Raw genomic sequence first — 20,273 nt, forward strand, 5'->3', positions numbered from 1 at the left:
GGGGTCAGGCGGTGGTGGCGGGGCGGGCGGGTTCGGTCTTGGGAGCCGTTTCCGTGTCGCCCCGCCCGGAGCTGTCGCTCCAGCGGAAGGCGCGCTCGATGCCCATCACGACGAGTGGCGCGAGGGCGGCGATGTACATGTTGTCGACGCCGTAGGGATTGCCCAACGCATACCAGATCGTGGTGGCGAGCGCCGAGCCGAGCAGTCCCAGCGTCGCGCCGCGGTTCGAACCGAACCAGGGCAGGTAGAATCCGACCATCGCGACGATCGAGATCGACAGGCGCAAGGCGCGCGTGAAGAACGACAGCTTCAGGATCTCGGGAATGAAGAACACGAAGACCAGCGGCACCACGGCGATGACCAGCGAGAACACTCGGGTCATGCGCAGCTCCTGGGCCGGCTCCGGCTTCCAGTACGGCACGTAGAAGTCGCGCACGACCAGCGACGCGATGGCGAGCGCCACGGTGCTGACGCTGACGAAGATCGAGGCGACGAGCGAGGTGGTGACGACGCCGGCAAGCAGCGGGTGCATGTTCTTCAAGAAGATCGGCAGCGCGTAGAGGCTGTCCATGCTCGGATAGAGCGTCTTCGCGGCCAGGCCGATCAGCGCCAGCACGACCCCGAGCGGCAGGCAGAACGCCGCCGCGTAGAGCGCCGAGGCCCGGGCCGCCGAGGCGCTCTTCGTCGAGGAGATCGCCTGGACGATGAACTGGGTCGAGAAGATCGCCCCGACCGTGCCGAAGGTCCAGGCGAAGATCGTCGCCGCGCCGATCTTGCCGTCCCAGGTGAAGTATTCGGGGGGGAGCGCGGCCTGCATCGGGGCGATGCCGCCGGTGGCCGACAGCGCGACCCACAGGATGATGCCGATGCCCCCGACCTTGATGGCGCTGTGCAGGATCGTCACCCAGGCGACGCCCTTCATCCCGCCGAAGACGTAGTAGAACGTGCTCACCGCCGCGATGATGCACATCGCGGTCGGAATGTTGACGCGGAGCGCCGTCGAGATCGCGGCCGCACCGCTGACGTAGTTGCCCACGTTCACCAAGAGCAGGGCGTAGATCATGATGATCGAGACGGTCATCATGGTCGACTTGCCGTATTTCTGCGCGATCGCGGCCGAGATCGTGTACTCGCCCGAATCGTAGATCCGGCGGACGATCAGGAGCCCGAACAGCAGGAAGCCGATCGAGGCGCCGAGCACCGACCAGGCGGCGGCGATGCCGGAATTGAACGCTTCCTGCGCGGTGCCGACCGTCGACTTGGCGCCGACGAATTCCGACATCAGCAGCACGCCGACGACGAGCGCCGGCATCGAGCGCGACGCGGTCATGAACTGGGCGTTGGTGCGGCTGCGCAGCTTCAGGGTCAGCCAGCCGGTGAACAGGATGTAGGCGACCACCATGACCGCGATGGTCAGGCTCTCGCCCTCGGTGAATTCATGCATGGGCGTGTCCTCGGGATGATGCTTTTGTCGATCGATGATTGGCGACCCGCCCCTGTCCGGACGACTGATCCGTCAGCGGACGGAGACCCGAACGGGGGGGGGCGACAGGCCGGGCCGGCGTCTTCGCGCGCAGTTCCCCGGCGACGTCTTCAGGACGCCCGGGCCAGTCCCTCGTTCGTCCCCAGCAGCGCGGCGCGCTCGGCCTCGGTCAGCGGCATCAGCGGCGGGCGCAGGCGGTGCCAGCCGGCATCGCCGGTGCGCTCCGCCGTCATTGCCTTGAGCGAGGCCATCTGGGCAAAGCGCGAGGCGCGTTCGCGGGTCGCCACCACGCGTCCTTGCGCCGCCGCGACCGCCTCGGCCTTGGCCGGATCGGCGTAGTGGTCGAAGACGAAGCGCAGGTCGCGGGCGCAGAGGTTGGTGGTGGCGGTGATGGCCCCGGCCCCGCCGATCTTCAGGAGCGGCAGCATCAGCGGGTCGGCCCCGGCCAGCACCGAGAAGCCCGGGAAGCGCTCGACCAGCGCCGTCATGTGGGCGAGGTCGCCGGATGAATCCTTGATGCCGGTGACGATGCCGGGGAAGCGCTCGCGCAGGGCCGCGATGACGCCGTGGGGGATCGCCACGCCGGACATCTGCGGGATGTGGTAGAGCACCACCCGCAGGCGATCGTCGCCGACGCCTTCGATGATCCGCGAATAGGCCGCGACCAGCCCGTCCTCGGAGACGCCCTTGTAGTAGAAGGGCGGCAGCAGCACGACCGTGGTGACGCCGACCGACAGCGCGTGGCGGGTGAGCGCCACGGTCTCGGGCAACGCCGCGACGCCGGTGCCGGGCATCAATTGCGCGGGCGCGACGCCGCCGGCAAGCGCGGCTTCGAGCAGGCGCATCCGCTCGTCGGCGGAGAACGAGTTCGCCTCGCCGGTGGTGCCGAGCAACGCGACGCCGGTGCAGCCCTCGTCGATCAGGTAGCGGCAATGGTCCGTGAAGGCCCGATAATTCGGGTTCAGGTCCTGGTCGAGGGGCGTGAGGGCGGCGCAGAACACGCCGCGCGGGAAGACGGGATCGATCATGGTCTTGGCGCTCCTCAGCCGGCGGCGTGGTAGAGGGCGAGGATCTGCTCTTCGCTGATCTCGCGCGGGTTGTTGTCGAGGAGCCGGCGGATGGCGTGGGCCTCCGCCGCCATGGCGGGCAGATCGCCGGCCGGCACCCCGTGCGCCGACAGGCGCATCGCGATGCCGAGATCGGCGCACCAGCGCGTCGTCGCCTCGACCACCGCCGCCTCGTCGTCGCTCTCGGGCAGCCCGAGCGCCGCCATCACCTGGCGGGTCTTCTCCGGCACCGCGGGCGCGTTGAAGGCCAGCGTGTGGGGGAAGATCACCGCGCAGGCCAGCCCGTGCGGGATGTGGTGGCGGGTGCCGAGCGGGTACGCGACGGCGTGGCCCGCCGTGGTGTTGACCGGACCGAGGCAGAACCCGCCGTAGAGCGAGGCGAGCGCCAGTCCGGCCCGGGCCTCGCGGTCGCCCCCGTCGCGCACGGCGCGGGGCAGGAAGCGGCCGACGAGACGGATGCCCTCCAGCGCGTAGAGATCGATCAGCGGGTGGGCCTTCCTGCTGGTGAAGGCCTCGACGCAATGCGCCATGGCGTCGACGCCGGTGGCGGCGGTGACCGCGGCCGGCACCGTCATGGTGAGGTCGGGGTCGATCACCGCGGCGTCGGCCAGCATGAAGCGGCTCTGCACCGCGAGCTTGTTCTGGGTGGCCGGATCGGTGACCAGCGCCCGGGTGCCGCCCTCGCTGCCGGTGCCGGCGGTGGTCGGGACCAGGATCAGGCCGATGCGGCGGCCCCGCACCTTCTCGGGCCCGACGACCTCGTGCAGGGTCTGGCCGCTGCCCGGCAGCACCGCCACGAGCTTGGCGAGATCCATGGCGCTGCCGCCGCCGAAGCCGACGACGATATCCGGATTGGTCTCCTCGGCGAGCGCCAGCGCCCGGTCGAGGTTCGGGATGTCGGGCTCGGGCTTGACCTCGCCGAACACCCGTACCTCGCCGGGCAGGTCGAGAGAATCGACCCGGGCTGCGTTGAAGGCGTCGGCGACGACCAGGATGTTGCGGGCGCCCATCGCGCGGGCGCGGCGGCCGACGGCGGCGACGGTGCCGGAGCCGAAGTCGATGTCCGGGCGGACGATCTCGATGGCGGTGGCGAAGGGATTCACGCGGCGCTCCTCTGGGTCATTACGCCGTTGGCGGCGAGACGCTCGGCGTATTCGATGGCCTCGATCAGGCTGCGCTCGTTGGCGATGCCCCGCCCGGCGATGTCGAAGGCGGTGCCGTGATCGACCGAGGTGCGGATGATCGGCAGGCCGAGCGTGATGTTGACGCCCGACAGGTCGACCCAGCGACCGGTCTCGGGGTCGACCTCGAAGCCCAAGAGCTTGACCGGGATGTGCCCCTGGTCGTGGTACATCGCCACGACCGCGTCGTACTGGCCGGCCCGGAGCTTGACGAAGACCGTGTCGCCCGGGACCGGGCCGACGATGTCGAGGCCGTCCGCCACCTTGCCGGCGATCACCGGCGCGCTGACGTCGATGTCCTCGCGGCCGAACAACCCGCCCTCGCCGGCATGCGGGTTGAGGGCCGCGACGGCGATGCGGGGCTTCTCCAGTCCGATCCCCTTCAGCGCCGCATGGGTGAGGTCGATGACGAGGCGCAGCCGCTCGGGCGTCAGGCGCTTGGGCACGTCCTGGAGCGCGACGTGGGTGGTGACGTGGCTCACCCGCATGTTGCCGTGGGCGAGCATCATCACCGAGCCGCGTACCCCGGTGAGGTCGGCCAGCATCTCGGTATGGCCGGCATAGTGGTAGCCGGCGAGGTTCAGCGCCTCCTTGTTGAGCGGCGCCGTCACGATGCCGCCGATCGTGCCGGCGAGGGCGAGATGCACCGCCCGCTCGATCGCCTTGTAGGCGAAGCGGCCGCCATCGGCGCTGAGCCGGCCCGGCTCGATCGGCGCGCCCTCGTCGTCGGCCTGCAGGCAGCAGAGCGCCGGCCAGGGACCGTCGCCGGAGACCTCCGGGATCTCGACGCCGAGGCCGAGCGCGCCTTGTGCCCGCTCGAGCGCCGGGTTGCTGCCGATGACGACGAGCTTCAGGTCGCCGGAGGCCAGGCGGTCCTTCAGCTTGTGCGCGGCCTTGACGATGATCTCGGGGCCGATCCCGGCGGGATCGCCCATGGTGATGGCGAGGTGACGGGTCACGCGACGGTCCTTTCCGAGATGAATCCGTTCTGGCGCAGGAGGTCGCGCCAGACGGGGGGCGTGCCGAACGCCCCGGATTTCGAGATGACGGTGGTGCCGTCCCACAGGCCGCCGCGCATGCGGGAGCGGGGCAGGCCCGGGGCGACCTGGCCGGTGACGACGAGGCCCTCGGTGCGAAGCGCCAGGCACAGGGCCTTCAGGGTCTCGCCCCCGGCGACGATCAGGGTGCCGGGCGGGGGCAAGGCGCGGGCGAGGCGCCCGAAGGCGGCGGCGATGCGCTCGGCGGCCTCATCCCGGGCGAGCCCTGCGGGCAGCGAGAGGCTCACGAGGGCAGCGTCGTCCGTTGCCAGCCGGTCGGCGACGACGCCGGTCGGGGTGGTCTCGTCCAGCACGAGCCGGTGCTCGGGGCAGTGTGCGAGCTGGTTCTCGGTCTCGGGCCGGTCCGAGCCGAACAGGCCGAGGACCGGGCCGTGCAGGCGCGCATCGCCGGGCGCGGGCGCCCGGCGGGCGAGCGCCCCGGCGAGGCCGCCGCTGCCGCACCACAGGACCGGCGCGCCGTGGGCGAGCGCTGCGATGCGGTCGAGGTCGCCGTCCTCCGCCGCGTCGTAGACCGCGACGCCCGGGACGAGCCCGTCCGCGACCGCGGCGCGGCGGGCCGGCACGCCGGCCGCGCGCAGGGTCTCGGCGATATCGCCGGAGACCGGTTCCCAGCCGGACCCCGTGCGGGCGACCTGCCGGCCGTCGCGGGTGACGCGGCCCTGGTAGGGGAAGGCCGGCGCGACGATCACGGGACGCCCGTCGCCGAGGCAGGCGGCGAGCTCCGCCGCCCAGGGGCCGCGCAGCAGGCTGTCGAGCTTCTTGAAGGCGAGATCGGCGCCGGCGAACATCGGGGCGGCGGACGCGACGACCCGGGCCGCGTCCGGCACCTCCCGCTCGCGCGTGCCGGTATCGAGGGCGAGGCTGCCGCGCGCCGGCAGGGCCCCGCCGATCCACGCGGCCTCGATCGGCCCGACGAGGCCGGTGAAGCCGGCGGCGGTGTCGAGGGTGCCGGTAAGGTCGTCGGCGATGAGGCGCAGAATCGGCATCGGGCTCACGCGCGGCCGGCTGCCCGGATGCCGGCCCGACTGATGCCGAGCTTGGTGGACAACATGACAACTGTGCGGACCACCCCGGACCGCCGGGCATGCCACAAGACGGTCCGGGTCGTGCTTGCGTCCCTCGTCCCCCCGGCACCGGTCATGTCATCCTCCCCGTCGGCGCCATCACAGGTGCCGCATTTGTTGTAAACTTGTTATGTGGTACGGGAGGTCGTGCGGACTTGTCAAGCGGTCGTCACGAGGCGATGGCAGCCTGATGCCGCGCGGCAGGCGACGAGGCCCGCATCCGGCGAGGGGCGGCATCGGATCGAGGTCACCATGACGGGCTTCCATCTGCCCCCTGCGGACGGCGACGCTCGCCTCGCGCGGCTGCGGCTCATCTCCGCGCAGGCCCGCGAGCGCTACAGGTCCATCCCGGCGCTCGCTGGCGTGGCCGACGCACCGCCCCTCACGGAGGCGCGGTTCGCGGCGTGCCGGGTGCAGATCGCAGTCGACGACGCGAGCGGCGAGATCGTCGGCTTTGCCGCCACGCGCCTCCTCGACGGCCTGCTCTACCTCGACAACATCTCCGTCGAGGCCGATGCGTCGGGGAGGGGGATCGGGACGGCGCTGCTCGACGACGTCCGCGCGCGGGCCGTGCGCGTCAATGCCCCGGCGGTGACGCTGACGACGTTCCGGGAACCGGCCTGGAACGGGCCCTGGTTCCGCCGGCACGGCTTCCGGCCGATGCCGCCCGAGCGGATCGGTCCGGGATTGCGGGCGGTCACGGATCGGCAGGGCCGGACCTTCGATCCGGGCACGCGCGAGACCTTGTGGCGGCCGGCGTGACGGGGGTTCGGATCGCCGTCACGCCAGCGCATTCCTCCCGTCCGCCTATCGGTCGTCACAGAGACAGATCGAGCATCCGCCCCTCGAACAGCCGGTCGCGCGAGGAGCAGATGTGGCGGTGCATCCGGTCGCGGGCGGTCTCGGCATCGCCGTCGCGGATCGCCGCGAAGATGGCGCGATGCTCGTCGAGCACGCCCTGGAGACCGGAATTCGGCCCGAGCAGGGCCAGGCCGTGAATCTTCATGCCCACCGCGATGTGCGATTGCAGGGCCTGGAGCGACGCGCCGTAATAGTGGTTGTTCGAGGCTTCCGCGATGGCGAGGTGGAAGGCGAAGTCGGCGTCGTCGCGGTGCTGCTGCTGGCGCGTCGCGGTATTCATCAGGTCGAGGGCGGTGGCGATGCGCTCCAGCGCCGGGCCGTTGCGGCGGAGCGCGGCGTAGCGGGCGGCCTCGGGCTCGATGGTGAGGCGGAACTCGTAGCAGCGCTGGATGTCGGCAATGCTCTCGACCGGGGCGTAGCCGAGCGCCGGGGCCCGGCTCTTGCCGCGCACGAAGCTGCCGGCGCCCTGGCGGGACACGATGATGCTCTCCCGCCGCAGCCGCTCCAGGGCGGCGCGGACCACCGGGCGCGAGACCTTGTAGCGCGACGCCAGCTCGTTCTCGCTCGGCAGCTTCTGGTTCTCGCCGTAGGTGCCGCCTGCGATCTCGGTGAGCAGGCCGTGATAGACGCCGTCGGCCAGGCCTGACGGCCGGGCGGCACCGTCCGGCACGGCGTCGACGACACCCTGAACTACCGAATGCATGAGGTCCCTTGGCTCCCCGATGCGGCCGGACCGGCCCACCACCTCGCGACAAGTATGGCGCGATCCCTGGTTCGGGCGCAAGCTTGTAAAATGTTGTTAGGGCCCAACCGGTAGGCTTTTCGCCATGCCGCGCGTGCGCGCCGACGCCCCGGACATGTCCCCGGATCGCCGGAGTGCGCGCGAGGAGCGGCATCCGTCGGCTGCGCAGGAAACAAGCGGTCGAGGGCGGGTTCGACGAGGAATATCGGTGTTCGTGTCGCTCAAGAGCCCGCATGAGCCTGCGACAGTCGGCGATACGGATGCCGTCCTCCGCCGCCTCGATCGCGCTGGCGTGCTCTGGAACGGCGGCGATCGCGGCCGTTCGCGCCTCGCAGCGAGCGCGAGAGGATGTCGCGCTCACCAGCTTCGATAATGCGTCAACGAAGGCTCATTCGAGCAGACGCGGGATGGCCGGGAACCTTGAATCGTTTTCCTGTATCAGTAATTTCGGTACCATCGACGCGCAAGATGGAAAAATCTTGATCGAGGTAGTTCCCAACCAGCAAATACCGTCCATCGGGCGTGAACACGGCAGCTTCTGGAAGTCCGCCAACCTCAATTTCTTTGATTTTGCTCAAATTTTTTCCATCTATCTTCAAGATATCAATGTTACCATTTTTGTTATAGAAGTATGATTTTTTGTTTGAATTCGATCCCCTTAATATGACAGCGACTGCGACATCTCCCTTCGGGCTGATGGCTAGCCCCTCAGGGCCATCCCCAACCACGACGCGATCCGTTATGCGAGGCGGACTTGCCTCAAGATCGACCACGCTCACCGTATCGACGCTTCCATCCGATGCGCCGGAATTGCCGTTATCCGCTGTAATAGCAATCTTACCATTAGGTGAGACCGCGACATTGTACGGCCATTGTCCCGTTGGAAGATCAACCTTATTATAGGTTACCTTTCCATTATCCGATATTTCGAGAATGGAAATTTTGTGATTAGGAAATTTTACTGCGACGGCTCTACGACCGTCAGGTGTGAACGCCACATGAGAAACAACATCTCCCATCGGCACCGTATCCACCAGCTTCACCTCCTTGCCACGGATTGAGAGTACCGCCACTGAGTTGTCACCGCGGTTGGCAATCAGGGCCATGTCTCCTTTCGGGTTGATGTCCAAACCGGAAGGCATTTTTCCGACGTCTATAGTCGTCAAAAGCTTTGGAGGATTGGCCTCAAGATCGATGACATACACCTTGTTATCGGGCACTTGTTTTAAATTGGCGCCATCTTTCAGCACATCGATGGAATCGGCCACAAGAGCGAGAGTTCCTGATGGATTGATGGCAACGTTCACAGGTGGGCCTACGACGGAGTTTTTCAGGGGAAGGCTCGCGATAATTTTAGGGTCTTCCGGATTTGCAAGATCGACGATCAGGACACTGTCTTTTCCTGGTGGGGATAAAACCAGCTTCCCTTCATCGTCCCAAATTGCCTTCTCGTCGTTTCCGACGATCATGTACGGGCTAGACGAAGCACCCCCACACATCGCAAGCAGGGAGCCTCCAATAATACCCGCCAGAGCTGCACATCGCCCGATCATGTTCCCTCCTGCATTTTTATTGTCGCCAGACTAGCGGGAGCAGGGAGGCCTTGCCAAGGGCAGCGGCCTCATCATGTAGCGTCTCACGGGCGGTGATGGTCCACGGTTGCCATGACGTTGCGGGTCACCTCGCCCATGTCCCACCCCGGTCGCTCGCCGACATCTGGCAGGTCTGGTTCGGCTATGCTGCCCATGACGAGGCGCAGCTGCGCGGGGCGCTCAAGGAGGCCTGCCGCACGGCCGACCTCGTCGGGACTCCCCGGGCGGAGCCAGAGGTCGACTGCGAGTTCGGCCGCGTCGCCGCGCTCCTGCCGCGGGAGGATTTCGTCACGCCGGCCACCGTGCTCTGGCATGCCGGCATGCATCTCGGTCTCCAGCGGGAGGGCCTCTATCCCGCCCTGCTGGCGGGCCTGCCCCGGATCGACGTGATCGGTGCGCGCGACCTCACGCAGGCGCTGCCCGCCCTCTACGGCGTGGGCCCGGTCGAGCGGTTGCCCATACCGCCGGAAATGGCCCATTCCGATCTGCCGGAGGCGAAGAAGGCCGCGCAGGTCGCGGCCGACACCCATCTCGCCGCCCGCTTCCCCGCCCTGATGGAGCGGGAATCGCCGACGCGCGGGAGAGCCGCCCGCAGCAGCGGGCGCGAGGCGATCCAGAAATGTTCCTTGTCCCGGATCACGCACGGGAAGCCGCGCGCGACCAGATCGTGGAACTCGCGCGGATGCAGGGGGCGGCGAGCCCGGAACACGACGCTGCGGATGCCATATGCCTCGGTTTCCTGCCCTTGTTCGCCGTTGGGACGGTGAGGCCGCGCGACCATTGCCAGCGCCGGGCAGGCGCGGTCCGCGAATGAAAGGCCGCCCCGGCGAGTAGCTTGGGAAAGTAGCTTGGCACAGCGCGTCGCCCTCGAAGGCCTGCGCGCGAACGAACGTTACGATGCGGTGGCGCATCAGCAGTCACCGCATCTTACACCTCACCGAAGGGATAGAACTGAGCGCACACGATGGTATGACGGTCGAGCCAGCGGCCTATGCACTGGCATGGATATTTCCCGAAGTATCGAAAATTAAAATAATAGCAGTCATAAACATATTTTCTACGTTGATAAAAATAAGTTTTAATATATAGATCTCATATATACATAACAAATACATAATATTTCACGGTTTATCGTGATTTATGGTATGAATTATTTTGACACATTGTGGTATTTGCGATTTTTGCACTGTGTGGACATAGGCGCTACTAAACGAGAAGTGTGAGTCTAAAAATAGATAGTAACCGGGTATCTAGGCACCCTTTGCCGTACTAAGTCAATAGCCCTCAAGTCTCCGCAATCACGTTTTGCTGAAAAATTCGCTCAAGGTCGGTCGTAATGCGGTCATTGCTGCGCCGCAAAAACTGGAGATGAGGCAATATACAAATTATAAAATCAAATACTTGATAAGATAATAAGTTTCTTATTTATATCTTGTAATATATCTGAATTCGCATTTGCACTAAGAATAAGATCCATTCCGTTTGCCGCATTGTCCCGAAACATACGAACACCAGACGGAAGACATTCAGGTTTGTCGATGCTAACGTAACTGCGGTGAGTGAAGGTAATAAGTTCCTTATAAGAGAGCGAAGTGAGAGTTATATAAGACCAAACTAAGAGAGATTGGTCGTGATCTCACTCGCTTGCCGTTCCTCATCACGCGAACACGTTCGGACTCGCGGCCCGGGTGCCGCAGAGACGTGAAACGCTGACCGGAGACGCAGAGCATGGGTAAGTTCGTGAATTCCGTTTCGGTGGCCGCGCTGCTGGCGCTGGCCCCGCTCGCGGTGCCGCACGCCGCACTCGCCAACGACAAGCTCGACGAGTTGTCGAAGAGCGACGAAAACTGGGTGATGCCGGGGAAGAACTACGACTCCGACAACTACAGCAAGCTGACGCAGATCAACGACAAGAACGTCAAGAACCTGAAGGTCTCCTGGCAGTTCTCGACCGGTCTGCTCAACGGCCATGAGGGCGCACCGCTCGTCGTCGACGGCAAGATGTACGTCCACACCTCGTTCCCGAACAACACCTTCGCGCTCGGTCTCGACGATCCGGGCAAGATCCTGTGGCAGGACAAGCCGAAGCAGAACCCGGCCGCGCGCTCGGTGGCCTGCTGCGACCTCGTCAATCGCGGCCTCGCCTATTGGCCGGGTGACGGGAAGACCCCGCCGTTGATCCTCAAGACCCTGCTCGACGGCCACGTCGCGGCGCTCAACGCCCAGACCGGCGAGACGGTGTGGAAGATCGAGAATTCCGACATCAAGATGGGGTCGACGCTCACGATCGCGCCCTACGTGGTCAAGGACAAGGTCATCATCGGCTCGTCGGGTGCCGAACTCGGCGTGCGCGGCTACCTCACCGCCTACGACGTGAAGACCGGCGAGCAGAAGTGGCGCGCCTACGCCACGGGCCCGGATCCCGACCTGCTGCTGGCCAAGGACTTCAACATCCACAACGCCCATTACGGCCAGAAGGGCCTCGGCACCTCGACCTGGGAGGGCGACGCCTGGAAGATCGGCGGCGGCACCAACTGGGGCTGGTACGCCTACGACCCGGGCACCAACCTGATCTACTTCGGCACCGGCAACCCGGCGCCGTGGAACGAGACGATGCGGCCGGGCGACAACAAGTGGACGATGACGATCTTCGGTCGCGACGCCGATACCGGTGAGGCCAAGTTCGGCTACCAGAAGACGCCGCACGACGAGTGGGATTATGCCGGCGTCAACGTGATGATGTTGTCGACCCAGAAGGATCTCGCCGGCAAGGAGCGCAAGCTCCTGACCCACCCGGACCGCAACGGCATCGTCTACACCCTCGACCGCACCAACGGCGACCTCGTCTCGGCCCACAAGATCGACGACACCGTCAACGTCTTCAAGACCGTCGACCTGAAGTCCGGCCTGCCGGTGCGCGATCCGGAATACGGCACCCGGATGGACCACCTCGCCAAGGACATCTGTCCCTCGGCGATGGGCTACCACAATCAGGGCCACGATTCCTATGACCCGAATCGCAAGCTCTTCTTCATGGGCATCAACCACATCTGCATGGATTGGGAGCCCTTCATGCTGCCCTACCGGGCCGGCCAGTTCTTCGTCGGTGCGACGCTGAACATGTATCCGGGCCCGAAGGGCGACCGCCAGAACGCCGAGGGGCTGGGTCAGATCAAGGCCTACGACGCCATCACCGGCAAGTTCAAATGGGAGAAGATGGAGCGCTTCGCGGTCTGGGGCGGCACAATGGCGACGGCCGGCAATCTGGTCTTCTACGGAACGCTGGACGGCTACATCAAGGCGCGCAACTCCGACACCGGCGAGCTGCTCTGGAAGTCGAAGCTGCCGTCGGGTGCCATCGGCTACCCGGTGACCTACAGCCACAAGGGCACGCAATACGTCGCGATCTACTACGGCGTCGGCGGCTGGCCGGGCGTCGGCCTCGTCTTCGACCTCCAGGATCCGACCGCCGGCCTCGGTGCCGTCGGCGCCTTCAAGAAGCTCGCCAACTACACCCAGATGGGTGGCGGCGTGACGGTGTTCTCCCTCGACGGCAAGGGTCCCTACGACGACCCGAATGTCGGCGAGTACTCGGCGAACTGAGCCGTCGACTCCCGCTCCTCCCCACTTGGGGAGGAGCGACCCGCTGCCTCTCGTGACAACGGATCCGATCATGTTGAGATCGCTCGGACTTCTGCGCCGGTCCCTCCTCTCTGCGACGCTCGCCGCCGCCGGCCTGACCACCCCGGCCATCGCGCAGACGATCACCCAGACACCCTCCGCCCAGACACCCTCGGCCCAGGCGCCCGCCGCGGCTCCGGCGCGCCCAGACGACACCGTCCTGCGGGTCTGCGCTGCGACTCAGCCGCCGCTGTCGCTCAAGGACGGCACCGGCCTCGAGAACCGCATCGCCGGTGCGGTCGCCGAGGCGATGGGGCGCAAGGTGCAGTTCGTGTGGTCGGACAAGCCCGCGATCTATCTGGTGCGCGACTTCCTCGACAAGAAGCTCTGCGATGTCGTCGCCGGGCTCGATACCGGCGATCCGCGGGTGCTGACGACCAAGCCCTATTACCGCAGCGGCTACGTCTTCGTGACGCGGGTGCAGGACGGGCTCGACCTCACGTCCTGGTCCGATCCGCGCCTCAAGGACGTGAACCACGTCGCGGTGCCGTTCGGCTCACCGAGCGAGGCGATGCTGAAGAACATCGGGCGCTACGAGGAGGACATGGCCTACCTCTACTCGCTCGTGAACTTCCGCTCGCCGCGCAACCAATATACCCAGATCGATCCCGCCCGCCTCGTCGGCGAGGTCGCGAGCGGCAAGGCCGAGGTCGCAGCCCCCTTCGCCCCGGATGTCGCCCGCTTCGTCAAGGCATCGACCGTGCCGTTGCGCATGACCCTGGTGGCGGACGACGCCGCCCGCAGCGACGGCCAGAAGGTCGCCATGCGCTTCGACCAGTCGATGGGCGTGCGCCGCGGCGACGACGCGTTGCTCGCGGCCCTCGATCAGGCCCTCGTGAAGGCGCGCCCGGCGATCGAGGCGATCCTGAAGGACGAGGGCGTGCCGACGGTTCCGACCGGCTCCTGACATTTCCCGACCCCCTCTTTGGCGGACCGCCGGGCGCGGTCCCTCGACTTGAAGCGAGCGTTCATGATCCAGCGTAGGACCGCCCTCGGCGCCAGTCTCGGGCTCGTCATCCTCATCGCCGGCCTCGGTGCCCTGCCGCGCGCCACCACGGCGCAGAGCAGTGCCGTCGATCTGCGCAACGTCGTCACCGGCGAGAAGCTCGACTTGAGCGACGTGCTGCCGGAGGGCAAGGACACGCCCGGCGTGAAGCAGTTCCTCGCCACCGGCCACAACCCCTACATCACCGATGCGAGCTGCCTGAAGAAGGGCGAGCAGACCTTTCTCGCCGCCTGCTCCGGCTGTCACGGCCACATCGGCGAGGGCAAGATCGGCCCCGGCCTCGCCGACAATTACTGGACATATCCCCAGAACACGACCGATGCCGGTCTGTTCTCGACGGTGTTCGGCGGCGCCAACGGTCAGATGGGGCCGCACAACGAGAGCCTGACCCTCGACGACATGCTCCAGGTCACCGCCTGGGTCCGTCACCTCTACACGGGACCGGTCAAGGACGCCGAGTGGCTGAACGACGAGCAGAAGAAGAAGTACACCCCCTACAAGCTCGGCGAGACTTTCCCCGATGATCCGCCCGGGATGTGCGCCAAGAGCGGCAAGTCCTGACGGCGTCCGATCCCGAGCCGCGGTCGCGGCTCGGGGTGCCACCGCCGGATCCGTGCCCCGGCCCCCGCCTCGAACACGATGACGATAGGAGGAACACCATGCGCCTGACCCTCGCCGCCGCGACCCTCGCCCTGCTCGCCGGAGCGGCCGTTCCCGCGCTCGCCTATGACGGGACGAAGTGCAAGGCCGCCGGCGATTGCTGGGAGCCCAAGCCCGGCTTCCCCGACAAGATCGCCGGGACGAAGTACGATCCCAAGCACGATCCCAAGGAGCTGAACAAGCAAGCCGCCTCCATCCAGGCGATGGAGGAGCGCAACAAGAAGCGCGTCGAGAACTTCAAGAAGACCGGCAAGTGGGAATACGACGTCAGCAAGATCGCGGCGCAGTAACTTCCCATCCGCGCGGCGCCGTCGCGCGCCGCGCTCCCCCCTGCCCGCGACAGTCCCGGAGTCGTCGATCCGCATGAACCCGATCCGGCCGGCCGATGCGGCCCCGACCGACTGGCGCCAAATCGCCGACTGGCGCCCAATCGCCCTGCGCTTCGAAGCGGAGATCGCCAAGGCGGTGATCGGCCAGCACAGGGCGATCCGGCTCGTCACCATCGCGATCTTCGCCCGCGGCCACGTGCTGCTAGAGGGCGATGTCGGCGTCGGGAAGACCACCCTGCTGCGGGCGGTGGCGAGGGCGCTCGGCGGCGCCTACGAGCGCGTCGAGGGCACGGTCGACATGATGCCGGCCGACCTCATCTACCATACCTACCTCGCGGAGGATGGAAGGCCACGGATCGAGCCCGGCCCGGTGCTGCGCCGGTCCGAAGACCTCTCGGTGTTCTTCTTCAACGAGATCAACCGCGCGCGGCCCCAGGTCCATTCCCTGCTCCTGCGGCTGATGGCCGAGCGCAGCGTGTCGGCCTTCAACCGCGAGTACCGGTTTCCCCGTCTCCAGGTCTTCGCCGACCGCAACCGGGTCGAGCGCGAAGAGACCTTCGAATTGCCGGCGGCGGCCCGCGACCGGTTCCTGATGGAGATCGGCATGGAGGCGCCGACCGATCCGGGCATGCGCCGTCGCCTCGCCTTCGATCCGCTCTTCCACGACACCGATGCGCTGATCGAAGAGGTCGCCCCGGACGTGATCGACCAGGCGTCGGTCGCCGGCATCGCGGCGGCGATCCAGCACGGCATTCATGCGAGCCCGGCGCTCGAGGACTACGTCGTCCGGCTATGGTCGGCGATCCGGGAGCCGGGGCGGGCCGGTATCACCCTGCCGGACGTCGCCATGGACGCCCTGGTCCAGGGCGGGGCGAGCCCGCGCGGCATCGCCTTCCTGATCCGCGCCGCCCGGGTCCGGGCCTGGCTCGAGGGCCGCGACATGCTGCTGCCCGAGGATCTGCGCGCGGTCTTTCCCGAGACGATGGCGCACCGGATCTTCCTCGAACCGGTCTACGAGATGCGCCGGGAGCAGATCGTGCCGGCCCTGTGCCGGGCGGTGCTCGATACGGTGCCGGCGCCGTGACCGGGGACATCCTCTACCGCCTGCGCGGCCCTGCCGCCGGTCCGGGCCCCGGCGCCCACCGCTCGCGCGAGATCGGTGGCATCGGCGTCTTTCGCGACCAGGTGCCGTTCTGGCGCCACCCCGATGCCCGCCGCATCGATTTGCGGGCGACCCTGCGCGACCCGTTCGAGGGCGTCGTGGTGCGCCGGTTCGAGGAGCGCCGGGCGCTGGAGGTCTGGGTGCTCCTCGATGTCTCGGCCTCGATGCGCTTCCGGGGCGAGGGCGATGCCTGGGCCCTGGCGACGGAACTCTGCATCGCGCTCGCCCGCTCGGCGACCCGGATCGGCGACGCCTTCGGGCTCATCGGCTGCGGTGCCGGGCCGGACCTGATGCTGCCGGCCTCGCGCCGGCGCGGCACCGCCGACGCCGTCGCGGACAGGCTCGCGGCGATCCGGCCCCGGGGGACGAGCGCCGACGGACTCCTCACGGCGGCCGCGTTCCTCGCGGGCCGGCGCAAGCTCGTGATGGTGGTCTCGGATTTCCGCCTGCCCGAGGCACTGATCGGCGCCGTGTTCGAACGGCTCCAGGGCCACGACGTGGTTCCTGTCGCGGTCGAGGATGGCGCTCTCGAGGAGGGCCTGCCGGCCTTCGGGCTGATCGAGCTGGAGGACTTGGAGGGCGGCGGACGACGGCGGGTGCTGATGCGGCCTTCGCTGCGCACGCGCTGGCTCGCCCGCGAGGCCGAGCGACGGGAGGCCTTTCGCCGCCTCGCCCTCCGGCACGGAAGGCCGCCCTACCGCTTGGCGGACCGCTTCGACGGCGACGATTTCTCCCGCCACCTGCTCGGGACCGCCGCATGAGGACGCGCGCGGTCAAGCCGCGATGGGTCGCGCGGGAGGTCAGGGTCGTGGTGATGGCCGGACTCCTGTCCGTTTGCCTGCCATTGCCGGCCGAGGCTCAGATCGGGTCGGTGGTGGTGCGCTCTGCGCGGCCGTTCGGGCTCTTCGTCGGCGACCGTTTCGGCGCCACGGTCGAAATCGAGGCCGCGGACGGCTTCTCGCCGCAAGCCGCCTCGCTGCCGAAGCCGGGGCCGCTGACCTACTGGCTCGACCTCACTCACGTTGCGGTCGCGCCCGGGCCGGCGCGGGACGGAAACCGGCTCTGGCGCCTGTCGCTCACGTACCAGACCTTCTACGCCGCCCTCGACGTGCGCCGCCTCGACGTGCCGGCCTTCACCGTGACCTTCGCCAGCGAGGCTCCGCGGGCGACGACCAGCGCCGTCGCCGAGGTGCCGAGCTGGCCGATCAGCGTGTCGCCCTTGCGCGAGATCCAGCCACCGCCGGTCGCCGATCCGGTCGAGTATCTCCGGCCCGAGAGCCCGAATCCCCGCCGTGATCCGGCTTTGCCCCTTGCGCTCGCCTGGGCCTTCGCGGCTTTGAGCCTCGCGGGCCTTCTGGCTCTCGCCCGCGACCGGGCATGGTGGCCGTTCCGGCACCGGCCGGCCCGGGCCTTCGCGGCGGCCTGGCGGCAGATCCGCCGCCTTATGACCCGCCGCGACGCCGAGGCCGCCTATCGCGAGGCGTTGCTGGCGCTCCATCGCGGCCTCGACCGCACGGACGGCCGGCGGGTGATGGGTGAGGATCTGGCAGGCTTCCTCGTCCGGCATCCCGCCTACGCCGCCCTGGCCCAACCGCTCGACCGGTTCTTCCGGGCCTCCCGCGAGGTCTTCTTCGGCCGCGATCCGTCGGTGGCCCAGCGCGACTGGCCGTTGCCCGACCTCGTCGCGACCGCCCGCCGCCTCGCCGCGGCGGAGCGGGCGGCGCATGCGGACGGACAGTCATGACCGCTTCCCTGATGGCTCTCTTCGGCCGCTTCGGGGTGACGGCCCCGGCCTGGCTGTGGCTGCTCCCGCTGGCGCTGCTGCCGCTCGCCGCGTCCGCGCAGACGCGCATTCCGGTGCCCGCCCTCGCCATGGTCCCGGCCGACGGGCTGTCGCGCCTCGTCGATGCGGCGCTGACGCTCGCCGGCATGGCGGCGATCGGGTTCCTGGTCCTCGCTCTCGCCGGGCCGCACCTCGTCGGCGAGAGCCTGGTGCGGACGGGGGAGGGGGCGCAAATCTCGCTCCTCATCGACCGCAGCGGCAGCATGAACGAGACCTTCGCCGGCAGGCAGCCGTCCGGGCCCGAGGAGTCGAAGGCCGCCGCCTCGCGGCGGATCCTCGAAGGGTTCGTCGGCCGCCGGGCGCACGATCTCGTCGCGGTCTCGGCGTTTTCGACCTCGCCGATGGCGGTGCTGCCGATGACCGACCGCCACGACGCCGTGCGGGCGGCGATCCGGGCGATCGACCGTCCGGGCCTGGAGGCGACCAACGTCGCCCGCGGCCTCGGCCTGGCCCTGGCGCAGTTCGGCGCGAGCGCGCCGCAGGCCGCGCGCGTGCTGCTGCTCGTCTCCGACGGGGCGGCGGTCATCGACCGGCGCGTCCAGCCCCTCCTGCGGGAGGAATTCGCGAAGATTCATCCGACCCTGTACTGGCTCTTCCTGCGCACGGCCGGCTCGCCGGGCCTCGCCGACCGTCCGGCGGGCGAGGACACGCCGCAGGCAGCGCCCGAGCGTCATCTCGACCTGTTCTTCAAGAGTCTCGGCGTGCCCTACCGCGCCTTCGAGGCCGAGAGCGCGCAGGCGGTCGAGGAGGCGATCCGCGAGATCGACCGCCAGGAGCGTAAACCCATCTCCTACACCGAGCGGCGTCCGCAGCGCGATCTCGCCGGGTTCGCCTACGGCCTCGCCGCCTTGGCCATGGGGCTGCTCCTGGGGGCCAAGCTCGCCGAGACCGGGTTGGCAACCCGAACGTCCGCGTCCCGCCCGGCGGCCTCCCGCGAGACCAGGCGCGCCGCATGACCGCCACCCGTCCTTCCCTCGCGCGCGTCCTGCGGCGGGCTTGGGGGCCGGTTCGACCGGTCCTGCTCGCCGCACTGCCGCTCGCCGGCGCGGCAGGCGCGCTCGCCTGCGCCGGCCTCGCATGGCGCGAGATGAGCGCCAACCACGCCATCGCGGCGCTCGAGGCCGGCCACGATCGTCCCGTCGCCGCCGATGCCGTTCCGGAACTAATGCTGGCCCGCATCCGGTTCCTCGCCGCCCGCGAACGCCTCGACGAGGCCGAGCCGCTGATCGCCGCCCTCGACGGCAGTGGCTCGCCGGCCCTGCGCGCGCTGGCGCAGATCGCGTTGGGCAACGCGCGGCTGCGGCAGGCCTTCGCCAAGCTGGAGGCGGGCGACCTGGAGCCGGCAACCCCGCTCGTCGGGCTCGCCCGGCAGGCCTATCGCCGCGCGCTGACGCTCCGGCCCGAGGCCTGGGACGCCAAGTTCAACCTCGACGTCGCCTCGCGCCTCGTGCGCGACTTCCCCGAGCGCGGGCGCGAGCAGGGCGAGGAGATGCCCGCCGACCCGAAGAAGATCTGGACCGACATCCCGGGCCAGCCGCGGGGGCTGCCGTGATCCCGGCTCCCGTCGCACGGCTCGCCGCCGACACCCGCGGCCGGTGGCTCGCCGGGGCGTTCGCCCTCACGGCGCTGACAGGCGTCGCGCCGCACCTCTCCGTCACGGGGCAGCGCGTCGAGGCCGTGGTGGTGATCGACATCACCGGCAGCATGAACACCCGCGACGAGCGCCTTCAAGGAAAGCCGGTGAGCCGGCTCGACAAGGCCAAGGCGACCTTGCGGGACCTCGCGGCGTCTCTCCCTTGCGGCTCGCGCCTCGGTCTCGGTCTGTTCGCCGAGCGGCGCACCTTCCTGCTGTTCGAGCCGATCGAGACCTGCGCCGATTTCGCCGCCCTCGACGGCGCCCTCGCGGGTCTCGACTGGCGCATGGGCTGGGAGGGCGACAGCCGGGTCGCCGCGGGCCTGTTCCGGGCGATCGGGCTGGCGGCGGATCTCGGCAGCGACCTCGTCTTCGTCACCGATGGCCACGAGGCGCCGCCTCTGCCGGCCCGCGGCGGTCCCGCCTTCGAGGGCAAGCCCGGCGCGGTGCGCGGGCTGATCGTCGGCGCCGGCGGCCATGCCCCGTCGCCGATCCCGCGCTACGACGATCGCGGCCGCGAGATCGGCTTCTACGGCGCCGCCGACGTGCCGCACGAGAACCGGTTCGGCCCGCCGCCGCCGGATGCGGAGACCCGCGAGGGCTACAACCCGCGCAACGCCCCCTTCGGCGCCAGTGCCGCTCCCGGCCAGGAGCACCTGTCCTCGGTGCGGGAATCCTACCTGCGCCGGCTCGCGGCCGAGACCGGCCTCGCCTACGCGCCCCTCGACGCGCCGGGGGGCCTCGCGGGCGCCCTCACGGCGGCGGCGACGCCGCGGACGCGCCCGGTCCGGCTCGACCTGCGTCCTCTCCTCGGCGGGGCGGCGCTCGCCGCCCTCCTCGTCCTGTTCGGTCTCCTGCCCTGGCACGCCCGCCTGCGCGAGACCGTCTCCCGCCTTCGTCACGGAGCGTAA

Annotated in this window: 20 protein-coding genes; 11 read left to right on the forward strand and 9 right to left on the reverse strand. The window is 68.5% G+C overall.

The features are described 5' to 3' along the window. Positions 1–4 precede the first annotated feature (4 nt). From HBB12_RS29890 to HBB12_RS29910, 5 genes are all read right to left on the reverse strand, one after another. Positions 5–1,444 carry a sodium:solute symporter family protein gene (locus HBB12_RS29890; RefSeq protein ID WP_236993317.1) on the reverse strand — a complete coding sequence of 480 codons (1,440 nt, stop codon included), beginning with the start codon at positions 1,442–1,444 and terminating at the stop codon, positions 5–7. A gap of 149 nt (positions 1,445–1,593) precedes the next feature. Continuing rightward, positions 1,594–2,511: a dihydrodipicolinate synthase family protein gene (locus HBB12_RS29895; protein ID WP_236993318.1), complete on the reverse strand. Its 918-nt coding sequence runs from the start codon at positions 2,509–2,511 to the stop codon at positions 1,594–1,596. Between the two features lie 14 nt (positions 2,512–2,525). Continuing rightward, positions 2,526–3,653 carry an iron-containing alcohol dehydrogenase gene (locus tag HBB12_RS29900; protein ID WP_236993319.1) on the reverse strand — a complete coding sequence of 376 codons (1,128 nt, stop codon included), beginning with the start codon at positions 3,651–3,653 and terminating at the stop codon, positions 2,526–2,528. Next, positions 3,650–4,690, reverse strand: a complete 1,041-nt coding sequence (gene pdxA / locus HBB12_RS29905; RefSeq protein WP_236993320.1) for a 4-hydroxythreonine-4-phosphate dehydrogenase PdxA — start codon at positions 4,688–4,690, stop codon at positions 3,650–3,652. Before pdxA ends, HBB12_RS29900 begins: the two co-directional genes overlap by 4 nt. Further along, a complete protein-coding gene (locus HBB12_RS29910) occupies positions 4,687–5,775 on the reverse strand; it encodes a four-carbon acid sugar kinase family protein (protein WP_236993321.1) in 1,089 nt (362 codons plus the stop codon). Before HBB12_RS29910 ends, pdxA begins: the two co-directional genes overlap by 4 nt. 330 nt (positions 5,776–6,105) lie before the next feature. On the opposite strand from HBB12_RS29910, the gene HBB12_RS29915 reads away from it, so the two are divergent. Further along, complete coding sequence (locus HBB12_RS29915) at positions 6,106–6,615, forward strand: GNAT family N-acetyltransferase (protein WP_236993322.1); 510 nt, start codon at positions 6,106–6,108, stop codon at positions 6,613–6,615. A 55-nt stretch (positions 6,616–6,670) separates the two neighbouring features. On the opposite strand, the gene HBB12_RS29920 is transcribed toward HBB12_RS29915, so the two are convergent. The 4 genes from HBB12_RS29920 to HBB12_RS29935 form a co-directional block, all read right to left on the reverse strand. Then, positions 6,671–7,417: a FadR/GntR family transcriptional regulator gene (locus tag HBB12_RS29920; RefSeq protein WP_236993323.1), complete on the reverse strand. Its 747-nt coding sequence runs from the start codon at positions 7,415–7,417 to the stop codon at positions 6,671–6,673. 416 nt (positions 7,418–7,833) lie between these two features. Further along, entirely contained in the window at positions 7,834–9,009 is a 1,176-nt protein-coding gene (locus tag HBB12_RS29925; RefSeq protein WP_236993324.1) for a YncE family protein, read from the reverse strand. An 83-nt stretch (positions 9,010–9,092) separates the two neighbouring features. Continuing rightward, a complete protein-coding gene (locus HBB12_RS29930; protein WP_236993325.1) occupies positions 9,093–9,527 on the reverse strand; it encodes a hypothetical protein in 435 nt (144 codons plus the stop codon). Then, the gene (locus HBB12_RS29935) at positions 9,476–9,829 is read right to left on the reverse strand and encodes a GTP-binding protein (RefSeq protein WP_236993326.1); all 354 of its coding nucleotides are present in this window, start codon (positions 9,827–9,829) and stop codon (positions 9,476–9,478) included. The genes HBB12_RS29930 and HBB12_RS29935 overlap by 52 nt, the downstream gene beginning before the upstream one ends. Before the next feature lie 947 nt (positions 9,830–10,776). On the opposite strand from HBB12_RS29935, the gene HBB12_RS29940 reads away from it, so the two are divergent. The 10 genes from HBB12_RS29940 (at position 10,777) to HBB12_RS29985 (ending at position 20,273) form a co-directional block, all read left to right on the forward strand. Continuing rightward, the gene (locus HBB12_RS29940) at positions 10,777–12,651 is read left to right on the forward strand and encodes a methanol/ethanol family PQQ-dependent dehydrogenase (RefSeq protein WP_236993327.1); all 1,875 of its coding nucleotides are present in this window, start codon (positions 10,777–10,779) and stop codon (positions 12,649–12,651) included. A gap of 70 nt (positions 12,652–12,721) precedes the next feature. After that, on the forward strand, positions 12,722–13,636 hold the full coding sequence (gene moxJ / locus HBB12_RS29945) for a methanol oxidation system protein MoxJ (RefSeq protein ID WP_236993328.1): 915 nt from the start codon (positions 12,722–12,724) through the stop codon (positions 13,634–13,636). Positions 13,637–13,699: 63 nt separating this feature from the next. Then, positions 13,700–14,296: a cytochrome c(L), periplasmic gene (moxG, locus tag HBB12_RS29950; protein ID WP_236993329.1), complete on the forward strand. Its 597-nt coding sequence runs from the start codon at positions 13,700–13,702 to the stop codon at positions 14,294–14,296. A gap of 98 nt (positions 14,297–14,394) precedes the next feature. Continuing rightward, a complete protein-coding gene (locus HBB12_RS29955; RefSeq protein WP_236993330.1) occupies positions 14,395–14,685 on the forward strand; it encodes a methanol dehydrogenase [cytochrome c] subunit in 291 nt (96 codons plus the stop codon). Positions 14,686–14,758: 73 nt separating this feature from the next. Next, complete coding sequence (locus HBB12_RS29960) at positions 14,759–15,808, forward strand: AAA family ATPase (RefSeq protein ID WP_236993331.1); 1,050 nt, start codon at positions 14,759–14,761, stop codon at positions 15,806–15,808. Continuing rightward, on the forward strand, positions 15,805–16,647 hold the full coding sequence (locus tag HBB12_RS29965) for a DUF58 domain-containing protein (protein ID WP_236993332.1): 843 nt from the start codon (positions 15,805–15,807) through the stop codon (positions 16,645–16,647). Before HBB12_RS29960 ends, HBB12_RS29965 begins: the two co-directional genes overlap by 4 nt. Beyond that, entirely contained in the window at positions 16,644–17,630 is a 987-nt protein-coding gene (locus HBB12_RS29970; protein ID WP_236993333.1) for a nonribosomal peptide synthetase MxaA, read from the forward strand. The genes HBB12_RS29965 and HBB12_RS29970 overlap by 4 nt, the downstream gene beginning before the upstream one ends. Then, complete coding sequence (locus HBB12_RS29975; RefSeq protein WP_236993334.1) at positions 17,627–18,685, forward strand: vWA domain-containing protein; 1,059 nt, start codon at positions 17,627–17,629, stop codon at positions 18,683–18,685. Before HBB12_RS29970 ends, HBB12_RS29975 begins: the two co-directional genes overlap by 4 nt. Beyond that, positions 18,682–19,281, forward strand: coding sequence for an MxaK protein (locus HBB12_RS29980; RefSeq protein ID WP_236993335.1), 600 nt, complete (start codon positions 18,682–18,684; stop codon positions 19,279–19,281). The genes HBB12_RS29975 and HBB12_RS29980 overlap by 4 nt, the downstream gene beginning before the upstream one ends. After that, positions 19,278–20,273: a vWA domain-containing protein gene (locus HBB12_RS29985; protein WP_236993336.1), complete on the forward strand. Its 996-nt coding sequence runs from the start codon at positions 19,278–19,280 to the stop codon at positions 20,271–20,273. The genes HBB12_RS29980 and HBB12_RS29985 overlap by 4 nt, the downstream gene beginning before the upstream one ends.

The sequence above is a fragment of the Methylobacterium sp. SyP6R genome (genome assembly GCF_019216885.1).
Lineage (GTDB): Bacteria > Pseudomonadota > Alphaproteobacteria > Rhizobiales > Beijerinckiaceae > Methylobacterium.